The organism is Bradyrhizobium sp. ma5, from assembly GCF_042258955.1.
Classification (GTDB): Bacteria; Pseudomonadota; Alphaproteobacteria; order Rhizobiales; family Xanthobacteraceae; genus Bradyrhizobium.
This window is the reverse complement of sequence record NZ_CP170156.1, coordinates 1,284,228-1,308,814: the sequence shown is the minus strand read 5'-3', so window position 1 is coordinate 1,308,814 and position 24,587 is coordinate 1,284,228. Positions and strand designations below refer to the sequence as shown.

Genomic DNA, 24,587 nt, shown 5'->3' with positions numbered 1-24,587 from the left:
TCTTATTGTTTTGGTGAGGTGGCGTGCCATGCGTGCGTTTCCGAAGATTGTTACACTAGCGGCTGTATCGATCTCGGCGGCCACCTTCGCTTATCCTGCTGCAGCGCAAACGTTCGACGAGAGATGGTCTATCATCCCGAAGGCGCACGCGGACCCCGCTCCCGCGGCACCTGATCAGTCGAAGGAATATCAAAAAAAACAGCCAATAAACGCTGAAAAGGTACGGGACGGTGCGGAAGATAGCCCCCCCACGCAGACCCCCAGCCGCACCTTCTCTGGCAAGGCATCGTTTTACTCGTATCGGACGGGGAAGACAGCGAGCGGCATTGCATTCGACCGCGAGCTGCCAACAGCCGCACATCGCAGCCTTCCGTTCGGCACGAAAGTTCGCGTAACTGATCTTGCGACGGATAAATCAGTTGTCGTCCGCATCACCGACCGCGGACCAAACATCAGGGGTCGCGTGCTCGACCTTTCGCGCGGCGCCGCGCGCAGCCTGGGAATTATGGATCGTGGCGTTGTCGAAGTTCGCGGCGAGGTCCTTTAGCCTGCCCTGCGCGAATGGATCGCACGATGGACAAATGGGTGGACGACGCCATAGCCGACATCGTCACCAAGCTTCACAGATCAAAGATCCTTGCTCCGCGCATCTCGCCCTATCGGCCGTACCCGCGCGCGGACTGGGGCGACTGCCGAGGATTTCACGATGTGACTTTGGGCGAGTTGCCAGGTTTCGGCGATGAAATCCGGCGACGCGTATGTCAGCCCGGATCCGATCGCTTACGGTTCGCACCGAGCGCTTCTTTCGCCACGGGCCGCGTTCCTTTTCGGGAACGGCGCAGCCCCGCGCGACGATTAAAAGACCGTTTCTTTCGTTCACATAGACATCAAACATCAGACTCTCCCGGACCGTCGAGTATAGGGGGACCGGTCGAATGCGTGGTGACGTAAACGTCACAAACGTGGGAGATAGCTACGCGGCGTGGTTCGCCTAAGTTTATGCATGTCCCGCCGCGCCACGGCTTCAGGCGCTCCGAGGGTCGTCTTCCCGCGCTTTGCTGTGCGAAACAGCCGCATGGCGACGAACTTGCGGGTTCGTGTCTCCGCCGTTCGGGAGAGCACGACAGGTTGTCGTCGAGCACAACGTGCAAATTTCCGGACGTCCTTGAGGAGAGTCAAAACATGGCCGTTCAGCAAACGATGACTATAATCTCGCCAGATAGGGATCGGCGAAGGACGAAGTTTTGCTCATTCGCGGCCGATTGCGCTGACAAGTGCTGGCTTGGCCCGGGAGCAGCCCTTGTTTTCCCGGTATCCCCGTTTTTTGATACCTTGAGCGTTAAGCTCAAATGGATTCACCGGCCGGCAGCTAAACACCGCCCTGACACGACCATGCACTGGATAGCCGGAGCTGCGCTTCAGACTAACTGTCGGGACTCCGCTGAGGTGGGCTGGCGGCAACGAGCTGTGAAGTTCAGAAATTCAGCGTCCGCTCGGCGATGGCGTTCACGGCGAAACTGGACTTGCACGGCAGCGCTCGAAACTCGTGGCAGCCCTTGCTACCTGTGTCGCTGGTCGGAATATCCATTCGCTCCAGATCGTTAGAATCGCTGCCATGATAACCGGCCCGACGAACAATCCGATCAGACCGAACCCAGCCAGAACGCCGAAGAACCGCTACGCATCAAGGCATACAAGGCCAGCAGCGAGAAGAACAATAGGAACAGCCGATGTATCAGTTGACCGCCAAAAGTCGTAAGGAGGTCGGACACGTGGTCGGCATTCAGCGTCTTCAACTTGCGTGGCGGCCTTCGGATCGGAAAGACCGGCGCGGCACCACCACTCCATGCTTTCGGCAGCGATGGGCAGGCGCGCGACCCAGTCCGGCACCTCTGTCCCGCCCTCACGCGCTCTTTTCAGCCAACCCATGAGCGTGTCGCTCTGCTGGGCTATCGCATAGGCGGCGAGCAAGATCGGCGTGACCAAAACTAGCGCGACGAGCACCGTGAAGGCGAACGCCGATTTGACGGGCCATGAACCGCGTCGAGATTTCAAGTACAGGGGCCATAGCGCGAGGGCCATGCGCACCGGGTTTCGCGCGTCCTGCGGCAAGTTGCCGGCAAGAGACCGTGCTAAGCCATTCGCATCGGGTTCGCGTCGCTATTCTTCATCCCCCGGCCGGCCGAACAGGATTCTGAATTTGCACGTCGTGGTGGAAAGTGAATATCGACATTTCTGAGAGAACCGCCTGACCGAACTCTAACTTAGGTTCAGTTCGCGGAAAGCACGTGCGACTAACTTTTTTCGAGCATTTGCCCGCATTTTCATCAACTTAGATTAGGAACCTGGAGCCCGTGACCGATTTATTGCCTGCACCAATGCAACGAGGCATGACCATGGAAATCCAAGCCGGCTACGACATAGCTTTCAACTGCCTTCAAGACGTGCCCATGATGCTCATGCTTACCGTCCACCCGTCGCGGCACGGTGACTTGTTGACCAGACACGAGATCAGCTTCTCTCCCAGCGTTGCGCATCGCGACTATCACGATGTGTTCGGTAATATATGTACCCGTTTGATCGCGCCGACTGGACTGATTGAGATCCGCAACCGCTTCATCGTCTCCGATAGCGGACGACCGGATGAAGTCGTGCCTGGCGCTCGGCAATTCGAGATCGAACAACTTCCAGACGACGCATTGGTGCACCTGCTTGGCAGCCGCTACTGTGATTCCGAGAAGCTGGGCGATCTCGCCTGGGCGCAGTTCGGCGGCATCACCGGCGGTTGGCAACGGGTCCAAGCCATCTGTGACTATGTCCATAACCGGCTAGAGTTCGGCTATCAATATGCTCGTTGCGACCGGACAGCGGCGGAAGGCCATGACGAACAACGAGGCGTATGTCGAGATTTCGCTCATCTGGCGATCACACTTTGTCGCTGCATGAACATTCCCGCGCGATATTGCACGGGGTATCTTGGGGACATTGGCGTTCCGCGAGACCCTGCCCCTATGGACTTCAGCGCTTGGTTTGAGGCCTATCTTGGCGGCCGCTGGTACACGTTTGATGCTCGACACAATCATCCGCGCATCGGTCGTATAGTCGTTGCTCGAGGTCGTGATGCTGCTGATGTCGCTATCTCCACAGCATTTGGCCCCGCCCAATTAGCAAAATTCTCTGTCATCACTAAAGAATGTTCAACGCCACAAGGAGAGCGAACTCGCAAAGGTGATTTCACTGAACGCGAGATAGCGCTTGCCTGATTTCGGACAAACTGCTTTCGGTCCACTCGGCCATCCTCATATAGCAACTGCAGAATGATTGCGCCGGGTGTCACCGCGTATTCCCACGCGAAATGTCCGCCTTGAAATTCGAAACGAGACATCCGCGCTGCGCGTTGCTTTGTTAGCCAGGCCAGCGACGAAAAGGCCGCGCGGGAGGTCCCGTGCAAAGCGCTCGCGGAAACCCACTGCGGAGGTTCATCGTGCTAGTTCTTTGTGGAGGAGCGCGGCTCGGTCAGACCAGCTTCGCGCCAATTAGCAGTTGCCCAATCTGGCCGTCCGAGGGCGTCCTCGATCACACGCCGCAAGTGGCCAACGCGTCGCTGGATCGGGGTGGCTGGACAAGCGGGCGATCAACAGAGCGGACGGTCAGCTCCGGTCAAAGGTTCTCGCAGGAACTACTGCGCAACTCCTTTATTGGACCACATCCCATACAGAACGGAGTACTATGATGGATCGCGAACATGTGAAGGGCGCAGCTGACAAGGCAAAGGGCGCCATCAAGGAAGGTGCCGGCAAGCTCACTGGCGACAAGGACTTGGAAACCGAAGGCAAGATCGATAAAGCCAAGGGCTCTATCCACAATGCCGCGGGAGACGTGAAGGATGCAGCGCGGAACGCTGCTGACGCCGTTAAGAAATGAGCGGTAGGGATGACCAAGAATCGGCCGCCTTCGGGCGGCCTTTTCTTTGCCAGACGCTCTGGCCGAGCGGCCGCATGACGAATCCCCTCCGCCGGCATGTTCGCTTGGCTTCCAATGCAAGCGGCAAAGCGATCTCGCAGGCTAGCCGCTACTCGCGCCAATCAAAACCCACCTCGCCCTTGAGCTGGCCACTCATGTTTTCCAGAATGCGTGTGCCGAACCCGCGGTGTCTGAGCGGCGCGGCGCGCGGGACCACCCGAGCCGATACAGCGCAAGCTCCGTCGCGTCCCAGGAACGATAAGATTTCGACGCGGCCACTATAGCGACGACAGACATTTCGATGGCGAGCCGGTGCCCGAGCCGCTCGCGGAGTGCGGCATCGCGTAGCTCAGGACTGGCGGCAGACGCGCCCAGCGGGCCGACTGGCGGCGGCGCCCACCCGCGGCGGTCGGAATTGTCGCCACGGCCAAGCAGCGTCGACCGATACGACCCTTACCCGCGCTCACGCGATCCGGCGCCTGGTAGCGCTGAACTGAAAGCGGAAGCGATAAGGCACTGACGCCAATGCAAGCTAGTTGGCACGAGATCCTCCAATCGGGAAGATCGTGAGCTTCAGCAGGCCGATGTAGTGCTGGCATCCGAGGCAGAAGACGAGCACGATCTAGTAGCCGGTGTTTCGATCGACGGGGCCGGGGTACAATACTGGAAGAAATGGGCGCTTTCGGCGCGCCAGGGCACGCACCAATAATCGCGCCAAAAGCGCGGAGAGAAGCCGGTAGGGGTCGCTGCTCCTACCAGGTATCATAGGTCAAATCAGGTATGTGGCGACACGGCTGCATGCAATTGAAAAGGCCCCCGCTGGTACGGGGGCCCATGCAAATTAATCACGCTCTTTGATGATCGTCTTTTCGCGCGGTTCGTCGTGTTCCTTCTTGATGACGGTCGTGCGATCGGCTGGCTCACGCTCCTTGATGACTGTGGTGCGGTCACGGTCGCGATCGATGTGGGATTCCCCCGTCGTCACGCCAGCGCCAACGGGTCCAACATGGACACCAACTTCATCAGCGAAAGCGGGGGTGGCGAGGGCAACAACGGCAGCAACGGCCAAAGCATATTTCATCTGGTAGCCTCCAGTTGTTCAATGCTGAGAAAATGCTCCGGACTGCCGAAGGTTCCGCTGAGCCCAATAAGGCGGGGGCGCCTTGTGGACCGTGATTAAGACCTCTGGCATCACGCCAGTTTCTTCTCGATCGGTGTAAACGGCGATAACGATCATTGCTTCTCCGCGGGCTCGCTGGCGCTGAGCGCTACGCCTGCGGCGTCATACCCGGCTGGGCGGGGGCGAAGTCATCAATTTTGCGAGAGCCGTCTCCGGCTAGGCTATCGTTTGCACGCGCGGCGTTCATTCCGAGCTTGTGCTGGAGCTGAGCAAGTTCCTCGCTCGTCTGCGCTCCTCCATGCGGGTCGGAAGAGGTAAACCATGTGGGCCCGATCGTATACGGAGTGAATCGAGCGCCTCAGTGCGACCACGATGCGGTTTGCACTCGCTCGCGCACCGACCATCGCTTTCAGTTGTTCGGTCTCTTCAGCAGTCCACCTTCGATAGCCCATCGTGTTAACCGTTCGTGGCCAGGTGCGTTTCCCACCGCGCTGCTGCTTTCTAGTTCAGATAACCTATGTGAATCCGTCGTAATGTTGCGATGTGTTCGCAGCATCGACATTCCCGTTGTCGCTTATCTAATCTCCTGGACACGACCTAAAGAAGCACACTCGTCGTCATCGTTGCGCGGTCTCTATCTGAGCACAGCGCGGGTTTCGTCAAGCAGGAGGATCCCGGGATCAATTGTCTTCATTGCTGCAAACGTCCAGCTGACTGTCGTCGAAGATTTTTTCAGCTAAACAAGACGAAACTGCTGTCGATCCCTCTCTTCGCTTGGGGTTATGGATACTGGCGAAGAATGATGGATTGTTTGAAGTTCACTGCGGCATCGCGGAAGTCTCGCCAAATACTCTTTAAAGCTCGGGAGCGGATCGGGAATCTGATGTCGAGGGCTTCAATCCCAATTCCGTTGCGCGGGCGCGAGCCGGTGCAGGCAGGCGGCGCCTTCACGGTCAATATCCTCCGATGCCGAGTCACGGAATACGCGCTGCCCTCGCGGACGCGAGCGGTCGCGTCGCTGCCGGGCCTTCCCGACCTTCGGATGAAAAATGGTCTTGAAGGGCCTTCGCCGTCCGGCGGTGGCTAAAGCTTGGAACCATCGGCTACGTCATGCGCTGAATATGCAATTCATCAACCTAAGTGTATTTGGGGTCAAGACCATGAAGATCGCGCAAATCGCACCACTTGCGGAGAGCTGCCCCCCACGGCTCTACGGGGGCACCGAGCGAATCGTCTCGTACTTGACGGAAGAACTGGTGCGCCAAGGACACCAAGTTACGCTGTTCGCGAGCGGAGATTCAATTACGTCGGCCGAACTGGTGCCGTGCTCGAAGATGGCTTTGCGTCTCGATCACTCGGTTAAGGACATGACGCCCCATCACGTCGTGATGCTGGATCAGGTCGCAAGGCGGGCCGACGAGTTCGACGTTCTTCATTTTCACATCGACCATCTGCATTATCCCTTGATGCGTCCTTATTTTGATCGGATCGTGACAACGCTGCATGGGCGGCTCGATCTTCCCGACCTAATGCCGTTCTACTCGGCCTTCCCTGAGCCTCCGGTTGTGTCGATTTCAGATGCCCAACGATCTCCTATGCCACCAGTCAACTGGCTTGGGACGATCCTACACGGATTGCCTGCCGACCTCCTGCCATTCCGAAAGGATTCTTCAGGCGATTATCTTGCATTTCTCGGCCGCATTTCTCCAGAAAAGGGACCTGACAGAGCGATCGAGATTGCGGCACAAGCCGGACTGTCGCTTAAGATAGCGGCTAAGATCGATGACGCCGATCAACGCTATTGGGAGCAGATCATCGCGCCGATGATTGCCGCCCATCCAAATGTCGAGTTCATCGGCGAGATCAACGAGTTCCAAAAAGCCGACTTCCTCGGCAACGCGCGCGCGTTACTCTTTCCGATTTGCTGGCCAGAACCGTTCGGTCTTGTCATGATCGAAGCCATGGCTTGCGGCACGCCTGTAATCGCGCTTGCGCACGGGTCCGTGCCGGAAGTCATCGATCACGGCCAAAGCGGCTTTGTCGTCAATTCGATCGACGAAGCCGTCGCGGCCGCAAGATCAGTTGGCATGTTAGAACGGCAGGCGATCCGAAAGCGGTTTGAGCACCGTTTCACAGCAGAGCAGATGGCGAGAAATTACTTGGCCGCTTATCATCGGCTGCCAGCCTTACGGCAAAGGCAGTCCTTAATTGCAATCCCGGCAAATAAAGGCGCGATTCGGATGCCGATGGCTTACGCTGGCGTGGAAGCAAGCGCGGCGAGCGCGGGCTAATGCTTTCTGCCGAACGCGCCTGCCTGATCCCATTGACCTGCTTGAGCGAATTTATTTATCAAATTCGAAGCAGTTGTCGGATCTGAGCCGCGCGGGCGGGGTCGGCATCATGGGCGCGTGGCAAATTTCCTCGTGCCGCGTCTGGACAAAATTCGATTTTGCCATCGCCACGGTTAAGCGCACCGAAAACGCCCTTTTTGCGTTCGCCAGGACAGCCGAACATGTGCCGTACACCCCCGTCATGGAGGCGCTTGACAACAAACTCTCCGACCGTCTGCGACATGGCGTATCATATCTCGGGGCCTGAGAACTTTGAGAAAGAACCGCCGATTTCACCACCTGTTCCAAGGGGCGGTCGGCCACGCTCAGCGATAGGAACAAGCCGGCTTTTCGAGGCGTTAATTGCAGCCATTTTGGGTGGGCCTTCGTGTAACGACAAAGGTCAAGTTCTCAAGAGCCTAACGGTGGCAGCATCTTTGCACACCGTCCGAAGGAGGCTGCACGTGAAATTTTTAGTCATCGCCTGGATCATCGTACAATCAGCCTATTCCAGCCCCGTATTGGCTCAAGCGACATCCGGCGGTGGAGCTGCGACTGGCGGCTCCCTGGGCTCGAGCGCAGCATCGCCGGGCACTAATTCGGCTGGCACGGCAGCCCCTTCTGGTCGATCCGCGAACGGCGCCGGCGTCGCCACGGGGACCGGGGATCCGGCGACCGACAGACAAGACAGGCAGGTCGACAAGAAGGTCAAAAGCATCTGCAAGGGTTGTTAGCCGTTTGCTAGAAAGATTGTCGATGCTGAAAGCTCTCGCGTTCAACTGTTCGCTGAAGTCGTCTAGCGCTGATGATACGTCGTCAACAGAAAAGCTGCTTTCTCAGCTGATCTCCGAGTTACGCCGCTTTGACGTCGAGACCGAAATCATCCGGGCGGTCGATCATGACATAAAGCCCGGCACAGATCATGACATGGGCGACGGAGACGCGTGGCCCGCTTTGCGAGCCAAGCTCATGGAATCCGATCTTGTTGTGATGGCAACTCCGATTTGGCTGGGTCAGCCCTCGAGTGTTGCGAAACGCGTTTTGGAAAGGATCGACGCATTTATTGAAGATCTAGACGAGAAGAACCGTATGATGACTTTCGGGAAAGTCGGACTAGTCGCGGTCGTTGGCAATGAAGACGGCGCCCATCATGTCGCTGCTGAAATTTATCAAGCGATGAATGACCTCGGCTTTTCTTTGGCGCCGACCTCGGTTACCTATTGGGTCGGCGAAGCCATGACCGGCAAAGAATACAACGAGTTTCGGGAGCCCCCGGAAAAAGTTGCTCTGGCATCTGCCATGGCAGCTGCTAACGCCGCCCATTTGGCAAAATTGCTGAAAGCGAACCCGTTCCCAGGATACGTCAAGTAATATGCCGACATGGTTCAGTTAAAGATCGAGATGTAGGTTATCGACTCCGCAGGCCTGCCACTGCAGATCGAAGCTGACCGCTGCGCTTGAACCGCCGAAACTCCCTCAGAGCCGGCAGCGGCTCTTCTATGCACCGCGATCTTCCCTTCTCGTCATGCGCTTCGCTCGGCTGCCGGAGCTTCGCGAGATTCCTCGCAACAAACTTCGACAAAACGAGACTGATCCGGTTTCGCTGTCGAGCGTGCCGGTCGCCCTTATGCTGGCTCTCGTGTGCAGACCGCCGACCAGACTCTCGAATCCTTACAGCCGTCCAACGAAGAACTCTTGCGGCAAGAAGACCGGGACTGTTTCGCGGAAACCGTTCTTGAGCCGGCTCCCCTTCCCCGCTTCTTACGGTACAGCATCGGGAGTTCTTAGTCGGAACCACGGCCGACCGGCCAAACATGGCGCAAGCGACGATCCTGCCTATATTCCATTGAATATCCCCCGCAGCACTCCCTTGAAGAAGCCCTTGGTCATTTTTCTGTTTCTCGTTTTTGCGCCGATCGCCGCGTCGGCGGCCCGCTATTTGTGGGTCGGCGACGGCCGCGGCAACTGGCAGACGGCCGACAGGTCGAGTGCCGGCCTGCTGCCGTCGGCGACAACTCATCCGGGAGCCGTGATCCGGGTCTTCGCTGCGCGGACCGCCCGATGGCGCAGCATCTTCGCGGTCCATACTTGGATCGTCGTGAAGGAAAAGGGCGCGACGACCTATAGCCGCTACGACTACACGGCCTGGGGCGAGCCGATCCGCACGAACGGATTCGCTCCGGACGGACGATGGTTCGGTGCCCTGCCCCAGACGATTGTAGCGGTCGACGGCGAGGCGGCCGAGCCGCTCATCCCGAAAATCCGTTATGTGATCGAGAACTACAAGTTCAAGGCATACGGTGACTACAGCGCCTGGCCGGGTCCCAACTCGAACACCTTCGTGCAGGCTGCGCTGGACGCCGTCCCGGAGCTTCGGGCGATCCTGCCGCCGACCGCCATCGGCAAGGACTTCCCATATGACGGCCGCTGGGTCGGCGTCACGCCGTCGAGCACGGGTGTTTTCGTTACGTTCGCGGGATACGTCGGACTAACGATCGGCTGGATCGAAGGCTTCGAACTTAACCTCTTCGGTGCCGTCCTCGGCTTCGATATCCGGCGCCCCGCGCTCAAGCTACCTGGCATCGGACGTTTCGGCGTCGCGGCCGGCCTTTGAGTGGCGCCGCAAGGGCCGTCTCGTTGGCAGGAGACGGTCGTCTGTCGATATCCGACTTGTTCCGCGGGACCATCTGCACCGTTCAAGCGATCTTGACGCGTCTATGCCGACGAGCATTCGCCGGCTCTCTAGGGATTGCGAAATTTGTCAAGACCGGCGAATCGTTCGAGTCTGACGGGACGATTGTCGGCGGCCGAAATGTAGATCGCTTCCATCAGCTTGTGATCCTGTAACCCCTCCTCGCCGGGAGTGCGCGGGCGGCGGCCGGTGATGAAGCACCCGGCCATGTGATCGATTTCGGTGGCAAACTGGTTGGTCTCCCCCATAACTCGCTCTTCGGTGAGCTCGACATCCTCGCGATCCGGAGACCGACGGATGACCTTGAGACGTAGCCCCTTGTAGGCGAATGCGGGCTCCAGTTGCACGACGGCCCTCTCGAAGTAAAGCCTCGCCGGGCGTGCTTCGTGCACACCATAGGAGCAAGCCATACGCGCGACGACGCCGGACGGAAAGCGCATCTGCCAGGCGACGTTTTCCTCGACGTCCTTGAAGCGCGCGTCGCCCGGCGTGCTCCACGACCAAGCAAAAATATCCTCGGGCTCTTCGCCGGTCACGAAGCGCGCGAAACTCAGGCAGTAGATGCCGATGTCCGGCAGCGCACCTCCGCCCGCCAGTGTCCGGTTGTGGCGCCACTGCATGGCGGTGTCCTGCACCTGTCCGTTGTGCGCCTCGATGAGCTTAAGGGCGCCGAACTCGCCCGAGCGCACCATCCGCGTCACTTCGGCGTTGTGCGGCTCGTACTGGCATCGGTACGCGATCATCAGGGGCACGCCGGCCTTCTTGCAGGCGTCGATCATCTCCTGCGCTTCCGCCGAATTTGCCGCCATCAGCTTCTCGCAGAGCACCTGCTTCCCGGCGGCCGCGGCCCGTTTCACCTGCTCGACATGCAGGCCGTTCGGCGTGACGACGTAGACCACCTGCACGTCGTCCCGTGCCGCCAGCCCCTTCCAGTCGTCGTATGCAAAGACCGCTTCTGAAGGAATGCCATATTGCTCTGCGACGCGTCTGCCCTTCGAAAGATCGCCCGTCATCAGAGCGGTGAGCTTGGCAAGCTTGCACGTTCCGAACGCCGGAATGATCTCCTCGAGACTCAACCGCCCTAGACCTACGACCGCAAAACCGACACGTTTGTTCGGGGCAAGCGGCGGCGCTTTGGGTAGCGCCCGTTTCTCGCTCGCCGCGACGAACGGCGGTCTTTCTTCGGGCTCCGCCTGCCCCGGAATGCGCATATCGGGCATGGACTACTCGGTGAAACTTCTCGACAGGGTTGTTTGTAGGGCCGTCCTTGAGTTCGCGCTCGGCTTCGTGCCAAAACTCGTTGTCTCGTCCTTCGGGCTTTCCAACGATCTCCCGAAGTTGGTGCGCTCGAGTGCGTATCTGATCTTCCGTAGGGTTATTCTTCCGTAGGGTTAGGCACAGCGTCCTCGCCGATTCAAAACGAGCGGCGCGACCACACGGGCATTATGCCGCATGGCCACGCTGGCGACTGTCCCGCTCCGGATTCCGTCTCCGGGGTTTAAAAGGAAAAAAGCGCGGATTCGTTCCTGGCCTCGCGCCAACGTCGCCCTCGGCCGCAAGATCCGCGATTTTCGGTGACGGCGGCACGACCCTAATAGCAGACGTTAGCGGCAGACCGAGCCTCATCTTCTGGCGGTGGAGATAGTCAAAATAAACTTTGTTGGCCCGGCTCGATCCAAGAGCTGTCGCTGCTCCTTCGCACGTCTCTCGGCGCGAGGAACAATGTTCACCGGCCCCGATTGTCGCGCTATCCAAACCATGAACGTGGAGAGTGTGATGGCAGACAAGGATTTGAACGCATTATTCCTCGATACGCTGAAGGACATCTATTACGCGGAGAAGCAGATCTACAAGTCGCTTCCCAAGATGGCGAAGGCTGCAAACTCCGACCAGCTACGAGCGGCGTTCGAAAAACATCATGACGAAACCGAAGGGCAGATCGAGCGCCTGGAACAAATATTCGAACTGCTCGGCAAGCCCGCGCGTGGCAAGAAGTGCGACGCCATCGAAGGCATCCTCGATGAGGGCACCGAGATCATGGACGAGTACAAGAACGAACCGGCGCTCGATGCCGGCCTGCTGGCCGCGGCGCAGGCCGTCGAGCACTACGAAATCTCGCGTTACGGCACGCTGAAGACGTGGGCATCGAAGCTGGGCATGAAGGATGCGGTCAAGCTGCTCGACCAGACGTTGGGCGAGGAGAAGAAGACCGACGATGCCCTGACCAAACTTGCCGACACGGCCGTCAACGCCGAAGCCGCCTGAAAGGATAGACGATGAAACTTTCGCTTGCCATCATTGCCCTTGGCGCCATCTTCCTGTCGACCACCGCGTTCGCCCAATCCACCGGCGAGAAGACCGGCGTCAACTCCATGCTCGGCATCGCGCCCAAGACCGAGGACTTTATCAAGGAAGCCGCGATGAGCGACATGCTCGAAATCGAGGCCGCCAAGATCGCGCAGCAGAAGGGCAACCCCACCGAGAAGACCTTCGCCGAGCAGATGATCACCGATCACACCAAGACGAGCTCGGAGCTTAAGAGCATGGTTTCCGGCGAGATGAACTCGGCCATTCCGACCGCTCTCGACGATTCCTCGCAGAAGAAGCTCGACAAGCTGAAGGATTCCAAGCCCGAGGACTTCGCATCGGAATACGATCCGATGCAGGTTAGCGCACACAAGGACGCGACATCCCTTTTCGAGCGCTACGCCAAGGGCGGCGACGATCCGAAACTGAAGGATTGGGCAGGCAAAACGCTGCCTGCGCTGCAGCATCATCTCGAGATGGCGCAGGAAATGGACAGAAACCGAAAGTAACATCGGAAGCTGCCCAACGGGCGGCTTCTTGTTCTTTGATCGACAAACCTCCTATGAGCAGCTGCGCGCGGCGGCCTCCGAATCACGGTTGCCCGGTCCCGCCGGCCGCACCGTAAACCGCTCCGGTCGTGAAGCTTGCGTCACTTGCCGCCAATTGCACATAGATCGAAGCAAGTTCGGCCGGCTGACCTGGGCGCCCCATGCTGCTCATGCTGCCGAATTTCTCCAGCTTTTCCATGCTGGCGCCGCCGGAAACCTGCAAGGGCGTCCAGATCGGACCCGGCGCCACGCCGCAGACGCGGATGCCCTTGGGCGCCAGTTGTTTTGCCAGCGACTTGACGTAGTTCATTGTCGCCGCCTTCGTCTGTGCGTAGTCGTACAGATCGGGAGAGGGATCGTAAGCCTGTTCTGACGTTGTCCCGATGATGACGGACCCTGGCTCCAAATGCGGAAGCGCCGCCTTGATGATCCAGAACGGCGCATAGATATTGGTCTTCATGGTCCAGTCGAACTGTTCGGTCGTGATGTCGAGAATGGAGTCATGAGCCTGCTGGTGGCCTGCATTGCTGACGAGGATGTCAAGGCCGCCGAGCCCTTGTATGGCATCACTAACGAGCTTGTTGCAGAATGCCTCATCGCGAAGGTCGCCAGGTAGAGCCACGGCGTTGCGGCCGGCATCCTTCACGAGCTTGATTACTTCTTGCGCGTCCGGCTCTTCTTCCGGATAATAGTTGATGGCGACGTCGGCGCCCTCACGCGCGTAGGCGATCGCGGCCGCGCGGCCCATGCCGCTGTCTCCGCCGGTGATGAGGGCCTTGCGGCCTGCCAGTCGCCCGCTGCCCTTATAGCTTGTTTCGCCGTGGTCGGGCTTGGGATCCATCTTACCGGCAAGCCCGGGCCATGGCTGAGATTGGCGCTTGAACGGCGGCTTCGGATATTTGCTGATTGGATCTTGCATTTTTTGAACCGGTTGCGGAGCGGATAAAGATGATTGCGAAAATTCTCCGACCATCTGACGACGCGAGACGTGGTATTTTCGGGGCATCAGGAAGCAAGCCTTGAGGCCGATTCGAGGTCGATCAGCGCGATGCCGATGTCGGGCTTTTTCTTCCGGCGCAGATGCGCCGGAGTATCGATCATGATCACTTCGAGGGTAGGCCTTACCGTGCCCGCCAAGAGATGCCCGCCTCGCGTCGTGCCATCGGACAAGCCAAGCACGACGTGAACGTGCAGGCTCGCCTTGCCATCGTCGCCAATGGCGATATCGCCGATGGCGCTCAAGACTTCGCACTGCTCTCCAACTTCGATTTTCTTGTATGTCTGCTTGCCGAAGTCGAACCAACCGATGGTCGCCTTCTCAAAAGCACCGATGGCGGTCAGCGAAGCTGCTGTGATGCGCATTTCGTTCGCGAAATTTGTGAGCGCGGCGAAGGCTTCCTCGCCCGGGTCGAGAATGAGGACGCGGCTTTCCGATCCCGCGTTGTTTGCTATTTTCTGGCTTTTCATGGGTCACGCCGCGCTGCGCTGGCTGTGACGGCCTTCCTTGACCTCTTCGATGATCTTGTCGCTGAAGGCTTCAAGGTCACCCGGATTGCGGGATGTGATCACTCCCTGGTCGACAACGACTGCCGAGTCCTCCCACTTGGCGCCGGCGTTCGAAACATCGGTCTTGATCGACTTGAACGATGTCATCCTGCGGCCTTTGGCGATACCCGTTTCGATCAGAAGCCATGGAGCGTGGCAGACAGCAGCAACGACTTTCTTCGCGTCGAAGATATCCTTGATGAACTTGAGTGCCTTGGGTTCGACGCGCAACAGGTCGGGGTTGATCTGCCCGCCCGGCAGCACGATAGCGTCGTAATCGCTGGCCGAGACCTCGTCGAGCGTCTTGTCGACCTTGACGGTGCGGCCCCAATCCTTCTTGTCCCAGCCCTTGATTTCGCCGGCGGCCATCGACACGACGTGGACGGTCGCGCCCGCTTCCGTCAATCGGTCCCGCGGCACCTCGAGCTCCGCCTGCTCGAAGCCGTTGGTTGCCAAGATCGCGATGTTCTTTCCCGTGATGTCCATATTTCGGATCCTTTCCGTTCTGTTGCTCGGACAAGCACATATCATTCACATCGTTCCTACGCGGACCCATGACCACGATGAAAATATCTTGGTGCCGGGCGTGCAGGCCGGCGCCTTTGAGACATCGGTAATTCCGAGCTCGTAGAATTAAGAATTCGTCCGCAGCAGAAGGCGCGGCTCCGCACAGCCCAGCGACGCTTCTGGGGCGATCAGATCGCGAAACATCGCGACCAAGTATCGGATCGCGTAGTTGCTTGTGTCGCTTTGTTTCCGGGCCTTGACTTCATCGGCGCGGGGTCGCTGACGTCGCTAGGCGGAAATCGAGGCACAAAGTTGAGATCGTCGTCTTGCTGCCGGAAAGCTCTGCAGTAGCCCGCTCGCCGGGCCAACGCTTCATCCGGAGACGCGCACGATCCGACACAATCAGTCGATCGCCATTTGGAACAAATGGGTTTCGAAAGATTGGGATCCGAAAACGTTTCGAAAGACGGAAAATGGCTAAAGTACAGAATGGAAAGATCGTGGAGACCGCCGTAGAAGCCCGTGGGGCCGAACGCGGCCCGACGGTTCGCGATGTTTTGATGGTCAGTCTTTGCCTCGCCGTCGCAGCCTTCGCGGTTCTCTATCTCATCTATTTCCGACATTGAGGCGTCTGGCACCCGGCGGCTTTGAGGCGTCAAAATTGCTTCCGCTTGCCCGACGTCTGGACCCTACCTTACATAAGAGACGGGCAAATTCGTAGGACGCTAAGGCCACCCCTAGGCAACGTCGCCAAGGATTGAGGCCGCGAAATATTTTCGTCGGCCGCCCAGATGAGAACACCACCAGTCACCGCGGCGTTTAATGCCAGACCTGCAAAGCCTAGTGGAGGGCCACAGCCATTTCGCGGCCGTCGCAAGCCTGTTCGTAAGTGAAGTAGTACGATGTGCCATCGTATGTGACGTGGTTGCTCATCGGCCTATTGGCGATCCTACCGCCCTCCGTGCGTCGATCGGATGGCGATGTCGATCGCCAGCCATCTGCTTCGCGAGTTCGGCAAGTGCTTTTCTGAGCATGTGCTTCTCCGTCGATATGGGGGAAACGACCAGGCTCGCTTCGTGTTCCCCTAGTCTTAGCGAACGTCGGGCGAGGAACCTTTTCGAAAACGGCTAAAGCGCAATGACCAGAGCTTTTCGCCTATTCCGTTCGCAATTGAAGAGAGCCAGCGTGGGCGCGCTTCCTGATGAGCCCGGTCCGGTCGACCCGAAGAACCAACCGCGTCGGCAGGCGTTTTCGAACAGCCCGCTCTGGCGGAATCTGCGCCTTTCGGTTCAGGTGGCGACCAAACTCAATAGAAGCCACCTTATCCCCGGCGAGGTCACATTTCTCCTGCCCTGCCTGAGCCGCATCGAGCGCGATGTCCAGGCCAGCGGTCCGCAAACCGTCACGATGGAGGACTCGACCAGCGTGATCCATCCATCCCTCGGCGACGTCGAACCGAGCAGCAAGGACCTTCTATCCGAGGCCGCGATCGTTACCGGAATGGCCAATGCGACGCTGAAGGCGAATCCGAAGCTCGACTGGGCGGCCTGGACGGCCGATTACGCTCGGGTTCGCGACGCCATTGCCGAAACCTACCCGCAATGGTTCTCGGACTTCAACGCCAAGCTCAAAAAGCCCGGCGGCTTCTATCGGGCCAACAAGGCGCGTGAACGCGACTTTTCGGATACCAAAACCGGTCGTGCGATCTTCGTCCCGCCCAAGCATCTGTCGGCGACCGGCTTCGCCGACGAGCCCGGTTTGCTGCGCCTCATGACGCTGCGCTCGAACGATCAGTTCAACACGACGATCTATGGCTATGAAGACCGGCTTCGAGACGTCAGCGGCACGCGAGACATCGTTTTCATTCATCCCGCCGACATCACCCAGTTCGGTCTCGTCGACGGCGAGGTCATCGGTCTCTCTACCGAAGCAGACGACGGGATCCGACGCGAAAAGCTCGGGCTCAAGGTATTTGCCTACGACGTCCCTCGGGGCTGCATCGGCGCATACTATCCGGAATGCAACGTACTGGTCCCGCTGTCGCATCACGCCGTCGAGAGCAAGGTGCCCGCGGCGAAGTCCGTACCCGTCCGGATCGTCCGAGGATGACGGTGGCGGTTCAGACTCGGTTCCGATGCTTGGCGCTGCGCCCAGATCGCCGAGCAACCTTTCGATAAACGGTGCGTTTGCGTCTGAGCGGGACTTTCGGAGTTTCTGATGACGAGCGCGTCGCGGGTCAAGGAGCACATGGACGTCATCTCCTCCGACCGGAAGGTGGTCGGAAAGGTCGATCCTCTCGCCGGTCCCGACAGGATCAAGCTTACGAAGCAAAGCTCACCCAACGCTGAGCAACATCATTTTCATCCCCATGGACTGGATCGATCATGTCGATCAGCATGTGCACCTGAACAAGACCGGTGCCGACGTCACGGCGGACTGGGATCACGAAGGAAGAGGCTAAACTTATCGCGGCTCGTTCCGAAGGGACCGGGCTTTTCTATCGTTCGTCGGACGGCGCAGGTGTGCCCGACCGGCAAATAACGGCGGAGGCCGCCAATGACCGATGTGAAGGATAAATCCGTATCGGGCTTCAACAGACGTGCGTTCATCGGCGGAGCTGCCGGTGTGGCGACACTGCCCCTGGTGGCAAGAGCGGCAGGCACGGGCGAGAGTCCGGCGACAGCGCAGGATCCCACCCTACCGGTAAACGTGACGCTGCAGGTCAACGACACGGCGAAATCCCTCAACATCGATGCCCGGACTACACTGCTAGACGCTCTTCGCGAGCACATCGGTCTGACCGGAAGCAAGAAGGGTTGCGACCACGGCCAATGTGGGGCCTGCACCGTCTTGGTCGAGGGGAGGCGTGTGCTCTCTTGTTTGATGTTGGCGCTTACCGCTCAAGACCAGCCGATCGTCACCATCGAAGGACTGTCTCAGGGTGACAAGCTGCAGCCGATGCAGCAGGCCTTCATCGATCAGGATGCGTTCCAGTGCGGGTACTGCACGCCGGGTCAAATCGTCTCGGCAGTCGCCTGCGTCAAGGAAGGGCACGCAACGAACGACGACGACGTCCGCGAATATATGAGCGGCAACATCTGCCGGTGCGCCGCCTACCCCAACATCGTCGCAGCGGTCCGACAGGCAGCGCCTGCGATGTCCGACGAACAGAAAGGCTGAGTGGATGCGACCGATCAGCTATCGAAGAGCGACCGACGCGCAGTCCGCCGTGCAGGCCCTCGCCTCCGCCGCGGAGACGAATAATCCGCTCACGGACGCCTCCATACAACCACTCGCTGGCGGTACCACGCTCCTCGACCTGATGAAGCTCGACGTGATGCGGCCTGCCGTCATCGTCGATATAAACCCGCTCACGAAATCCTGGTCCGCAATCAACCTCGACGGCCGCAAGTTGAAGCTTGGGTCGCTGGCGCGCATGTCAGACGTCGCGGCTAACCCGGATATCCAACGCCACTACCCCGTCATCGCCGATAGCCTCAAACTTGCTGCCAGCCCGCAGTTGCGGAACATGGCGTCGCTCGGGGGAAACGTTCTGCAGCGAACCCGCTGCACCTACTTCCGCGATGTCAGCTACGAGCAATGCAACAAACGGAGCCCCGGATCCGGTTGCGCCGCTATGGATGGCTTCAACAGAGCTCATGCGGTGCTCGGCGCGAGCGATCAATGCATCGCGACCTATCCAGGCGATTTCGCCCAGGCCTTGATCGCGCTGGATGCCACCGTGGAGATCACGGGAAAGTCCGGCGTACGCAATATTTCCTTCGCCGACCTGCATAAGGCGCCCGGCAGTTCGCCGCAGATCGAAACCGCATTGATGCCCGGCGAATTGATTTCGGCCTTCTCGATCGAAGGTCGTTGGCCGCGCTCGACCTACCTCAAGGTCCGCGACCGTCAGTCCTACGAATTCGCTCTCTCGTCGGTCGCGATCGCGCTCGACCTGCAGGACGGGACGGTACGGGACGCCAGGGTCGCGCTCGGCGGCGTGGCCACGATTCCGTGGCGGGCGCGCGAGGCCGAAGCCCTGCTCAAAGGACAGAAGCTCGACGACGCCGTCGCCTCCGAGGTTGCTGAGGCGGCCTTCGAGGGGGCAATCGGTCGTAAGCACAATGAATTCAAGATTGCGCTCGGTAAGCGCGTCGTATCACGAGCGCTACATCAGGCCGCCGCGATGGAGATCTGAGATGTCGATTGCCGCACCCGAGCCGAAGGCCAACATGGGGCAGCCCATTCCGCGCTACGACGCCGTCGCCAAGGTGACCGGCAAGGCGCAGTACGGCGCCGACGTCGCGCTAATAAATCCCGTTTATGCCTATCTCGTCACCAGTTCGATCGCCAAGGGTCGTATCGACGGATTCGACCTGACGGCTGCAAAGCAGGTGCGCGGCGTCGTCGATATCGTGACCCACGAGAACGCCGAAAAGCTGAAGGAAGCGAAGCTTTTCAGCAACGGCGGCTATACCTCAAGTACGATCCAGCCCCTGAACTCGGCTGATATCACGCAAGCAGGCCAGATCGTCGCCGTCGTGCTTGCGGAGACCTTCGAAGCTGCCCGCCAGGCCGCCTATGCGATCAAGGTAAACTATACCGCTGCCATTCCGACTACGACATTCGGATCGTCCGGGACGACATCGGCACCCGCGAAGGGTCAGTTGGCTCAATTCAAGGAGGACCCAAAGGTCGGCGATTTCGCGAAGGCGTTCGACGCCGCCGAGGTCAAGATCACCGCCGAGTACGAAACGCCTCCCCAGCACCACAATCCGATGGAATTGTTCGCGACCAGTTGCGCCTGGAACGGTGACAGCCTGATCATCTACGAACCAACCCAGTACGTGCATGGCCTGAGGAACGGCGTCGCCGAACAACTCGGTATCGATGCCGACAAGGTTCGCGTCATCAACTCCTACGTGGGCGGCGCCTTCGGCTCGAAGGGATCGATGACGCCGCGTACGGCCATCATCGCATCGATCGCCCGGCGCCTCGGTCGCCCGGTCAAGCTGGTCGCAACCCGCGACCAGGGCTTTACCATCGCCACCTTCCGCGCCGAAACGCGCCATCAGATCAAGCTCGGCGCAACCCGTGACGGCAAATTGACATCGCTTCGCCACGAGGGTTGGGAAATCTCTTCCCGTCAGGACCCGTACGCCGTCGGCGGCACCAAAACCACCACGCGCATGTACGCTTGCCCCAACGTCGATAGCCTCGTTTCGATCGTACGGGCCGACCGCAATACCCCGGGGTTTATGCGGGCTCCGCCCGAGGTGCCCTACATGTTTGCGTTGGAAAGCGCCATGGACGAGCTTGCCCAGGAGCTCAAGATGGATCCGATCGAGCTTCGACGGGTCAACGATACCATGAAGGAGCCCATCAAAGGGCACCCATACACGTCCAGATCGCTGATGGCCTGCTTCGACGAAGGCGCCAAGGCGTTCGGATGGTCGCAACGAAACCCCGAACCGAAATCCATGACCGACGGAGACTGGCTCGTCGGCTACGGTTGCGCCACCAGTTGCTATCCGACCCAGATGGCGCCAGCCGCGGCGCGGGTCCGCCTTCAGCGCGACGGTCGGGTGCGCGTCCAGATCGCCGGCCACGAGATCGGCAATGGCGCCTACACCGTGATCGCCCAGGCCGCCTCCGAAAGGCTGGGTGTGCCGGTCGAGAAGATCTCGGTCTTCATCGGCGACAGCGATCTGCCGCCGGCACCGGTAGCCGGTGGTTCGAACTCTACCGCCAGCACCTGCTCGACCGTGATGATGGTCTGCGATCAGATCCGGCGGAAACTTCTCAAGGCGACGATGCCGAACGAGGGCCTGATCGACAAGGCCAAGGAAACCGTCGGCGTGGGACAGACACCGGTCACCCAGGCTGCGAAAAGCGATCGTCCTATCGACTACGAGCCCGCATTTGACGCTCTTGGCGTCAGCGTCATCGAGGAATACGGAGAGTGGAAGCCGGACGGCGCGCCCATGGATGCATTCCGCGCCATGAACAAGGGCCAGATGAGGATGGTCGGCGGTCCGGAGATGTCGGACAAGATCGCTTACGCTTTCGGCGCAGAGTTCGTCGAGGTGCGCATCAATCAATGGACGAAAGAGATACGCGTAGCAAGACTGCTGGGCGCCTTTGCGGCCGGTCGGATCATGAACCCTCGCACTGCGCGAAGTCAGTTGATGGGTGGCCTGATCTGGGGCATGTCGTCTGCGCTTCACGAAGCAACCGAAATGGACGAACGCTACGCCCGCTACGTCAACGACAATCTCGCCGACTATTTATTGCCTGTAAATGCGGATGTACCGAGCGTCGAGGTGATCATGCTTCCCGAACAGGACGATCACATCAACCCCGCGGGCGTGAAGGGCATCGGCGAACTTGGGAATGTCGGGACCAACGCCGCGGTCTGCAATGCAATCTTTCACGCGACGGGACAACGGCTTCGGAAACTGCCCGTAAGACTGGAAAATTTGAATGTTTGAAATCGCGAGGTCTCAGGCGGCCGAGTTGTATGGACCCCCCAGCCGGTTTGCCCGACGTCAAGCAAGCCGTGAGCCAATCGCACCGCAACTCGAGCAGCGATGTTCGTGTATCCGGATCTGCCCCCGTGAAGACATACGTGCAGCTGATCGCTGTCAGATTTACTTCTGTAAGGAGGGCAGGGCGACGGCATCCTTAGACTCGGACGGCAGCAAAAGTTGTAACTATTTTTGCGACCGCCGGTATCGTTCCAGCAATCGCTCACCCTTAGCCGCAATCCGACGCGCGGCCGCAACGGTCTTCGGCACAGGCTCGCCCCAGGCGTGGGCCGACAATGCATGGCGTGTCGGACGTCCGCGGGCGTCGACGAGCGGCGGCAGCTTCTTGCGGCCGTAGAACCTCACGGCCCAGCTTCCCTTGCGGCGCATCTCCCGGGGCGTCATTTCCGACGCTCTCTTCGTTACGCCGGGCTTGAGATGGGATCCTTGCTTCTTCGCGAAGGCTTTGCGGCCGGCCGCAGTCAGGCCGCCCTTGGGATCCTTTTCGCTTGCTTTGGTGGACCGCTTTCGGACAGGCCGCTCGGACTTCTTGCGAATAGACCGTTTGCTCTTGCTTCCGCTGCTCTTTTTCGCCGACGCCTTCATTTTTCTAGCCATGCGCATATTGTCCACGAGGTTCGGATATCGGCGCCCGGCCCGACGTGCGCGTGCCTTCGCCGCGGATTTCTTCGCGGACGATAGATGGATTGGCTTCCTGCCCGCCCGCTTTCGCGGATTCGGACGTTTCCAGGGTGCTAGCCGGGTGGACGTTCTTGACATCTCCTATAACGTCGGACGGCCACCGAGGTTGCTTCGGAGCCGGCCAGCAACGTCCTGATAGCCGGCCGTTTGCCCAGTCCTAATCCAAAGGCTCGCGTCGAGCGCTCGGGATGCTTTTGATCGGGGCAACCGCTTGGACGACCTTGCCGGCGCCGATCAGCTGTTGCCGTTCTGTCGGCAATTTCCGCCTCGATCGGAAGAATTCGGCTGGGAGCGCAGCACACCTCCGTCCCGAGGGAACCTCTCCTCTCCACGCGTCGTTGCTCATGAGGAGAACTCAATGGTCGACTTCCAGAGCACCCGCCGCGAAGAATTCCGTATGAGCGGCTGGAATATCGCTGCCGCCCTCGGCTTGCTCGCGGTCGCTTTCCTGATCGAACATGTTGCGGCCCCGGGCGGCGACGATGCTTCGCCGACACTGCCCAAAGAAAGGCGGGACGCCACGGCAGCCGCTTTGGCCATGGAAAGCGACGATCGCGGCAGGCACGCGACATCGCCCACCGAAATTCCCGCCAAGGGTTGGAAGGACATCCTGCTTCGCGTTTACGGCAACATCGACAACCATCGGATCCTGTCGCTGGCCGCCGGCATGACGTATTACAGCATTCTCGCGATTTTTCCTGCGCTTGCTGCTCTCGTCGCGATCTATGGCTTCTTTTCTGATCCCGGCAGCATCGCCAAGCATCTCGACGACATATCCAGCTTTGTGCCTGGCGGTGCCATCGAGATCGCGCGCGAGCAACTCACGCGCGTCGCGACGACGGGGGACCGAACGCTCGGATTTACCTTCGCAATCGGGCTTCTGGTTTCGCTGTGGAGCGCCAACGCCGCGATGAAGTGCTTGTTCGATACCCTCAACATCGTCTACGGCGAACAGGAGAAGCGCGGCTTCGTAAAGCTCAATGCAATATCGCTCTCGTTTACCCTTGCTACCATTTCGTTCGTCCTGATTGTTCTCGGCGCCGTCGTGGCCGTGCCCGTCATACTCAACTACGTGTGGCTCTCGAACATCACGGAGTTCGTGATCCGCTGGGCAAGGTGGCCCGCCCTGTTCGTCGGCGTGGCGCTCGGCTTGGCTTGCGTCTATCGTTTCGGACCCAGTCGAGAGGCCCCGCGCTGGCGCTGGCTCACATGGGGCAGCGTAGTTGCGACGCTGTTGTGGCTCATCGCCTCGGCTCTATTCTCGTTCTATGCGGCGCACTTCGGCACCTTCAACCAGACCTATGGGTCACTCGGCGCAGCGATAGGCTTCATGACGTGGCTTTGGATCTCGGCCATCGTGATCCTGCTAGGAGCAGAACTCAACGCCGAGATGGAGCACCAGACGGCACGCGACACGACGACCGGCACCCCGAAACCAATGGGAGCCCGAGGCGCGGAAATGGCCGATACCGTCGGCACGGCTCGCGCCTGAAGGCGGCCCAACACAGTGCTCTCAAAACGTTGCGCTTCGCTCATGTTATCGCGGAACGCGTGCGGAACCAGGAACCGGACGGCACACTGGCAGAGAAAGCTTCTTCGGACCGAGACAAAGGCGAATATGTATTCAGCCGACGAACGATATATGCGCGAAGCCTACAAAGTCGCTATCGAAAATGGCACCGATCCGGCCCTATCTCCGATCGGCTGCGTGATCGTTAGAAATGGAAAGATCCTCAGCGCTCGCCGCAACAGGGTGGCCGAACACCACGACGCCGTTGCGCACGCGGAGATCGAGGCCATACGGGCTGCCGGTGCCTCGTCCGAAAACGGCGAACTCCGCGGCGCCACCCTTTACACCACCCTCCAACCCTGCGGCATGTGCACAATGGCTTCCATCTGGTCCAAGGTGAGGAGGTTAGTGTACGGCGCCGGCCGACTGGACGTGCACCAAATGTATTTTGAAGCCCGCCACGTCGATACCCTCGCTTTTGTCGCCAAGGCCTACAGAGATGATCTTGTCATCGAAGGCGGCCTTCTCCGTGACGAATGCGCCGCTCTCTACTATCGCCCTTGGGACAATGTTCCGACAGATAAACAAGGGAATCTATGACGGTCTTGGGATCGATACCCACAACAGTGCGGTAGGCCAGCGCATGGTTGGGTTCACAAGGCAATGCCATGGCGACGGCGTACCAAGGGCGCCGTTCGCCCGCTACATTGAGACTTGTCGGTCCGACAGCTCGGATCGATTTAGGCAAGTAGACAGTCAGCCCGGCGAACAGTAGATCGCACGGGGTCGACGATCGTTTCTTGCAAAGCGCGCGGTCTCGAACGCCCCAAATG

Annotated in this window: 23 protein-coding genes and 1 pseudogene; 17 read left to right on the top strand and 7 right to left on the bottom strand. The window is 59.5% G+C overall.

The features are described 5' to 3' along the window. Positions 1–28 precede the first annotated feature (28 nt). Positions 29–547: a septal ring lytic transglycosylase RlpA family protein gene (locus ACE103_RS06030; RefSeq protein ID WP_375778694.1), complete on the top strand. Its 519-nt coding sequence runs from the start codon at positions 29–31 to the stop codon at positions 545–547. Positions 548–1,677: 1,130 nt separating this feature from the next. Here the strand turns inward: ACE103_RS06030 and ACE103_RS06025 are convergent. Then, the gene (locus ACE103_RS06025) at positions 1,678–2,055 is read right to left on the bottom strand and encodes a hypothetical protein (RefSeq protein WP_375778693.1); all 378 of its coding nucleotides are present in this window, start codon (positions 2,053–2,055) and stop codon (positions 1,678–1,680) included. Positions 2,056–2,396: 341 nt separating this feature from the next. On the opposite strand from ACE103_RS06025, the gene ACE103_RS06020 reads away from it, so the two are divergent. Next, positions 2,397–3,263 carry a transglutaminase family protein gene (locus ACE103_RS06020; protein ID WP_223970632.1) on the top strand — a complete coding sequence of 289 codons (867 nt, stop codon included), beginning with the start codon at positions 2,397–2,399 and terminating at the stop codon, positions 3,261–3,263. Between the two features lie 469 nt (positions 3,264–3,732). Next, positions 3,733–3,924: a CsbD family protein gene (locus ACE103_RS06015; protein ID WP_375778692.1), complete on the top strand. Its 192-nt coding sequence runs from the start codon at positions 3,733–3,735 to the stop codon at positions 3,922–3,924. An 880-nt stretch (positions 3,925–4,804) separates the two neighbouring features. Here ACE103_RS06015 and ACE103_RS06010 read toward each other — a convergent pair. After that, positions 4,805–5,044, bottom strand: coding sequence for a hypothetical protein (locus ACE103_RS06010; RefSeq protein ID WP_223970426.1), 240 nt, complete (start codon positions 5,042–5,044; stop codon positions 4,805–4,807). A 1,199-nt stretch (positions 5,045–6,243) separates the two neighbouring features. Here ACE103_RS06010 and ACE103_RS06005 point away from each other — a divergent pair. From ACE103_RS06005 to ACE103_RS05990, 4 genes are all read left to right on the top strand, one after another. Next, positions 6,244–7,374, top strand: a complete 1,131-nt coding sequence (locus tag ACE103_RS06005) for a glycosyltransferase family 4 protein (protein WP_223970634.1) — start codon at positions 6,244–6,246, stop codon at positions 7,372–7,374. A 73-nt stretch (positions 7,375–7,447) separates the two neighbouring features. Further along, a complete protein-coding gene (locus ACE103_RS06000) occupies positions 7,448–7,681 on the top strand; it encodes a hypothetical protein (protein ID WP_223970427.1) in 234 nt (77 codons plus the stop codon). A gap of 488 nt (positions 7,682–8,169) precedes the next feature. Further along, positions 8,170–8,784, top strand: a complete 615-nt coding sequence (locus tag ACE103_RS05995; protein WP_223970428.1) for a flavodoxin family protein — start codon at positions 8,170–8,172, stop codon at positions 8,782–8,784. Between the two features lie 511 nt (positions 8,785–9,295). After that, entirely contained in the window at positions 9,296–10,027 is a 732-nt protein-coding gene (locus ACE103_RS05990; protein WP_375778691.1) for a DUF3750 domain-containing protein, read from the top strand. Between the two features lie 128 nt (positions 10,028–10,155). Here ACE103_RS05990 and ACE103_RS05985 read toward each other — a convergent pair whose 3' ends face one another. Continuing rightward, positions 10,156–11,325 (bottom strand): Gfo/Idh/MocA family protein, encoded by a 1,170-nt coding sequence (locus ACE103_RS05985; protein ID WP_375778690.1) that lies wholly within the window; start codon positions 11,323–11,325, stop codon positions 10,156–10,158. Positions 11,326–11,881: 556 nt separating this feature from the next. On the opposite strand from ACE103_RS05985, the gene ACE103_RS05980 reads away from it, so the two are divergent. Together ACE103_RS05980 and ACE103_RS05975 are read left to right on the top strand one after the other, a co-directional pair. Then, on the top strand, positions 11,882–12,370 hold the full coding sequence (locus ACE103_RS05980; protein WP_223970636.1) for a ferritin-like domain-containing protein: 489 nt from the start codon (positions 11,882–11,884) through the stop codon (positions 12,368–12,370). Positions 12,371–12,381: 11 nt separating this feature from the next. Continuing rightward, positions 12,382–12,921, top strand: a complete 540-nt coding sequence (locus ACE103_RS05975; protein WP_375778689.1) for a DUF4142 domain-containing protein — start codon at positions 12,382–12,384, stop codon at positions 12,919–12,921. An 82-nt stretch (positions 12,922–13,003) separates the two neighbouring features. Here ACE103_RS05975 and ACE103_RS05970 read toward each other — a convergent pair whose 3' ends face one another. From ACE103_RS05970 to ACE103_RS05960, 3 genes are all read right to left on the bottom strand, one after another. Continuing rightward, positions 13,004–13,879: an SDR family oxidoreductase gene (locus tag ACE103_RS05970; protein ID WP_375781016.1), complete on the bottom strand. Its 876-nt coding sequence runs from the start codon at positions 13,877–13,879 to the stop codon at positions 13,004–13,006. Positions 13,880–13,965: 86 nt separating this feature from the next. Then, complete coding sequence (locus tag ACE103_RS05965; RefSeq protein WP_375778688.1) at positions 13,966–14,427, bottom strand: PPC domain-containing DNA-binding protein; 462 nt, start codon at positions 14,425–14,427, stop codon at positions 13,966–13,968. Between the two features lie 3 nt (positions 14,428–14,430). Beyond that, complete coding sequence (locus ACE103_RS05960; RefSeq protein ID WP_223970433.1) at positions 14,431–14,991, bottom strand: type 1 glutamine amidotransferase domain-containing protein; 561 nt, start codon at positions 14,989–14,991, stop codon at positions 14,431–14,433. 494 nt (positions 14,992–15,485) lie between these two features. On the opposite strand from ACE103_RS05960, the gene ACE103_RS05955 reads away from it, so the two are divergent. The 6 genes and pseudogenes from ACE103_RS05955 to ACE103_RS05930 all read left to right on the top strand — a co-directional run bounded on the left by ACE103_RS05955 (position 15,486) and on the right by ACE103_RS05930 (position 21,506). Then, entirely contained in the window at positions 15,486–15,638 is a 153-nt protein-coding gene (locus tag ACE103_RS05955) for a hypothetical protein (protein WP_375778687.1), read from the top strand. Between the two features lie 559 nt (positions 15,639–16,197). Continuing rightward, a complete protein-coding gene (locus ACE103_RS05950; protein WP_375778686.1) occupies positions 16,198–17,121 on the top strand; it encodes a molybdopterin dinucleotide binding domain-containing protein in 924 nt (307 codons plus the stop codon). Positions 17,122–17,229: 108 nt separating this feature from the next. Beyond that, positions 17,230–17,473 (top strand): annotated as a pseudogene (locus ACE103_RS05945) (DUF2171 domain-containing protein). 95 nt (positions 17,474–17,568) lie between these two features. Then, positions 17,569–18,192: a (2Fe-2S)-binding protein gene (locus ACE103_RS05940; protein ID WP_375778685.1), complete on the top strand. Its 624-nt coding sequence runs from the start codon at positions 17,569–17,571 to the stop codon at positions 18,190–18,192. A gap of 4 nt (positions 18,193–18,196) precedes the next feature. Then, on the top strand, positions 18,197–19,213 hold the full coding sequence (locus ACE103_RS05935) for an FAD binding domain-containing protein (RefSeq protein WP_375778684.1): 1,017 nt from the start codon (positions 18,197–18,199) through the stop codon (positions 19,211–19,213). Position 19,214: 1 nt separating this feature from the next. After that, positions 19,215–21,506 carry a xanthine dehydrogenase family protein molybdopterin-binding subunit gene (locus ACE103_RS05930; protein WP_375778683.1) on the top strand — a complete coding sequence of 764 codons (2,292 nt, stop codon included), beginning with the start codon at positions 19,215–19,217 and terminating at the stop codon, positions 21,504–21,506. Positions 21,507–21,728: 222 nt separating this feature from the next. On the opposite strand, the gene ACE103_RS05925 is transcribed toward ACE103_RS05930, so the two are convergent. Next, on the bottom strand, positions 21,729–22,148 hold the full coding sequence (locus ACE103_RS05925; protein ID WP_375778682.1) for a DUF6321 domain-containing protein: 420 nt from the start codon (positions 22,146–22,148) through the stop codon (positions 21,729–21,731). Between the two features lie 454 nt (positions 22,149–22,602). Between ACE103_RS05925 and ACE103_RS05920 the strand changes: the two genes are divergently transcribed. Both ACE103_RS05920 and ACE103_RS05915 read left to right on the top strand, forming a co-directional pair. After that, complete coding sequence (locus ACE103_RS05920) at positions 22,603–23,736, top strand: YihY/virulence factor BrkB family protein (protein ID WP_375778681.1); 1,134 nt, start codon at positions 22,603–22,605, stop codon at positions 23,734–23,736. A gap of 150 nt (positions 23,737–23,886) precedes the next feature. Beyond that, a complete protein-coding gene (locus tag ACE103_RS05915) occupies positions 23,887–24,354 on the top strand; it encodes a nucleoside deaminase (protein WP_375778680.1) in 468 nt (155 codons plus the stop codon). Positions 24,355–24,587 lie beyond the last annotated feature (233 nt).

Coding starts and splice junctions, on each gene's coding strand:
- ACE103_RS06030 (WP_375778694.1), top strand. CDS start 29: ATGCGTGCGTTTCCGAAGATTGTTACACTAGCGGCTGTATCGATCTCG.
- ACE103_RS06020 (WP_223970632.1), top strand. CDS start 2,397: ATGGAAATCCAAGCCGGCTACGACATAGCTTTCAACTGCCTTCAAGAC.
- ACE103_RS06015 (WP_375778692.1), top strand. CDS start 3,733: ATGGATCGCGAACATGTGAAGGGCGCAGCTGACAAGGCAAAGGGCGCC.
- ACE103_RS06010 (WP_223970426.1), bottom strand. CDS start 5,044: ATGAAATATGCTTTGGCCGTTGCTGCCGTTGTTGCCCTCGCCACCCCC.
- ACE103_RS06005 (WP_223970634.1), top strand. CDS start 6,244: ATGAAGATCGCGCAAATCGCACCACTTGCGGAGAGCTGCCCCCCACGG.
- ACE103_RS05995 (WP_223970428.1), top strand. CDS start 8,170: ATGCTGAAAGCTCTCGCGTTCAACTGTTCGCTGAAGTCGTCTAGCGCT.
- ACE103_RS05985 (WP_375778690.1), bottom strand. CDS start 11,325: ATGCCCGATATGCGCATTCCGGGGCAGGCGGAGCCCGAAGAAAGACCG.
- ACE103_RS05980 (WP_223970636.1), top strand. CDS start 11,882: ATGGCAGACAAGGATTTGAACGCATTATTCCTCGATACGCTGAAGGAC.
- ACE103_RS05975 (WP_375778689.1), top strand. CDS start 12,382: ATGAAACTTTCGCTTGCCATCATTGCCCTTGGCGCCATCTTCCTGTCG.
- ACE103_RS05970 (WP_375781016.1), bottom strand. CDS start 13,879: ATGCAAGATCCAATCAGCAAATATCCGAAGCCGCCGTTCAAGCGCCAA.
- ACE103_RS05965 (WP_375778688.1), bottom strand. CDS start 14,427: ATGAAAAGCCAGAAAATAGCAAACAACGCGGGATCGGAAAGCCGCGTC.
- ACE103_RS05960 (WP_223970433.1), bottom strand. CDS start 14,991: ATGGACATCACGGGAAAGAACATCGCGATCTTGGCAACCAACGGCTTC.
- ACE103_RS05955 (WP_375778687.1), top strand. CDS start 15,486: ATGGCTAAAGTACAGAATGGAAAGATCGTGGAGACCGCCGTAGAAGCC.
- ACE103_RS05940 (WP_375778685.1), top strand. CDS start 17,569: ATGACCGATGTGAAGGATAAATCCGTATCGGGCTTCAACAGACGTGCG.
- ACE103_RS05935 (WP_375778684.1), top strand. CDS start 18,197: ATGCGACCGATCAGCTATCGAAGAGCGACCGACGCGCAGTCCGCCGTG.
- ACE103_RS05930 (WP_375778683.1), top strand. CDS start 19,215: ATGTCGATTGCCGCACCCGAGCCGAAGGCCAACATGGGGCAGCCCATT.
- ACE103_RS05925 (WP_375778682.1), bottom strand. CDS start 22,148: ATGAAGGCGTCGGCGAAAAAGAGCAGCGGAAGCAAGAGCAAACGGTCT.
- ACE103_RS05920 (WP_375778681.1), top strand. CDS start 22,603: ATGGTCGACTTCCAGAGCACCCGCCGCGAAGAATTCCGTATGAGCGGC.
- ACE103_RS05915 (WP_375778680.1), top strand. CDS start 23,887: ATGCGCGAAGCCTACAAAGTCGCTATCGAAAATGGCACCGATCCGGCC.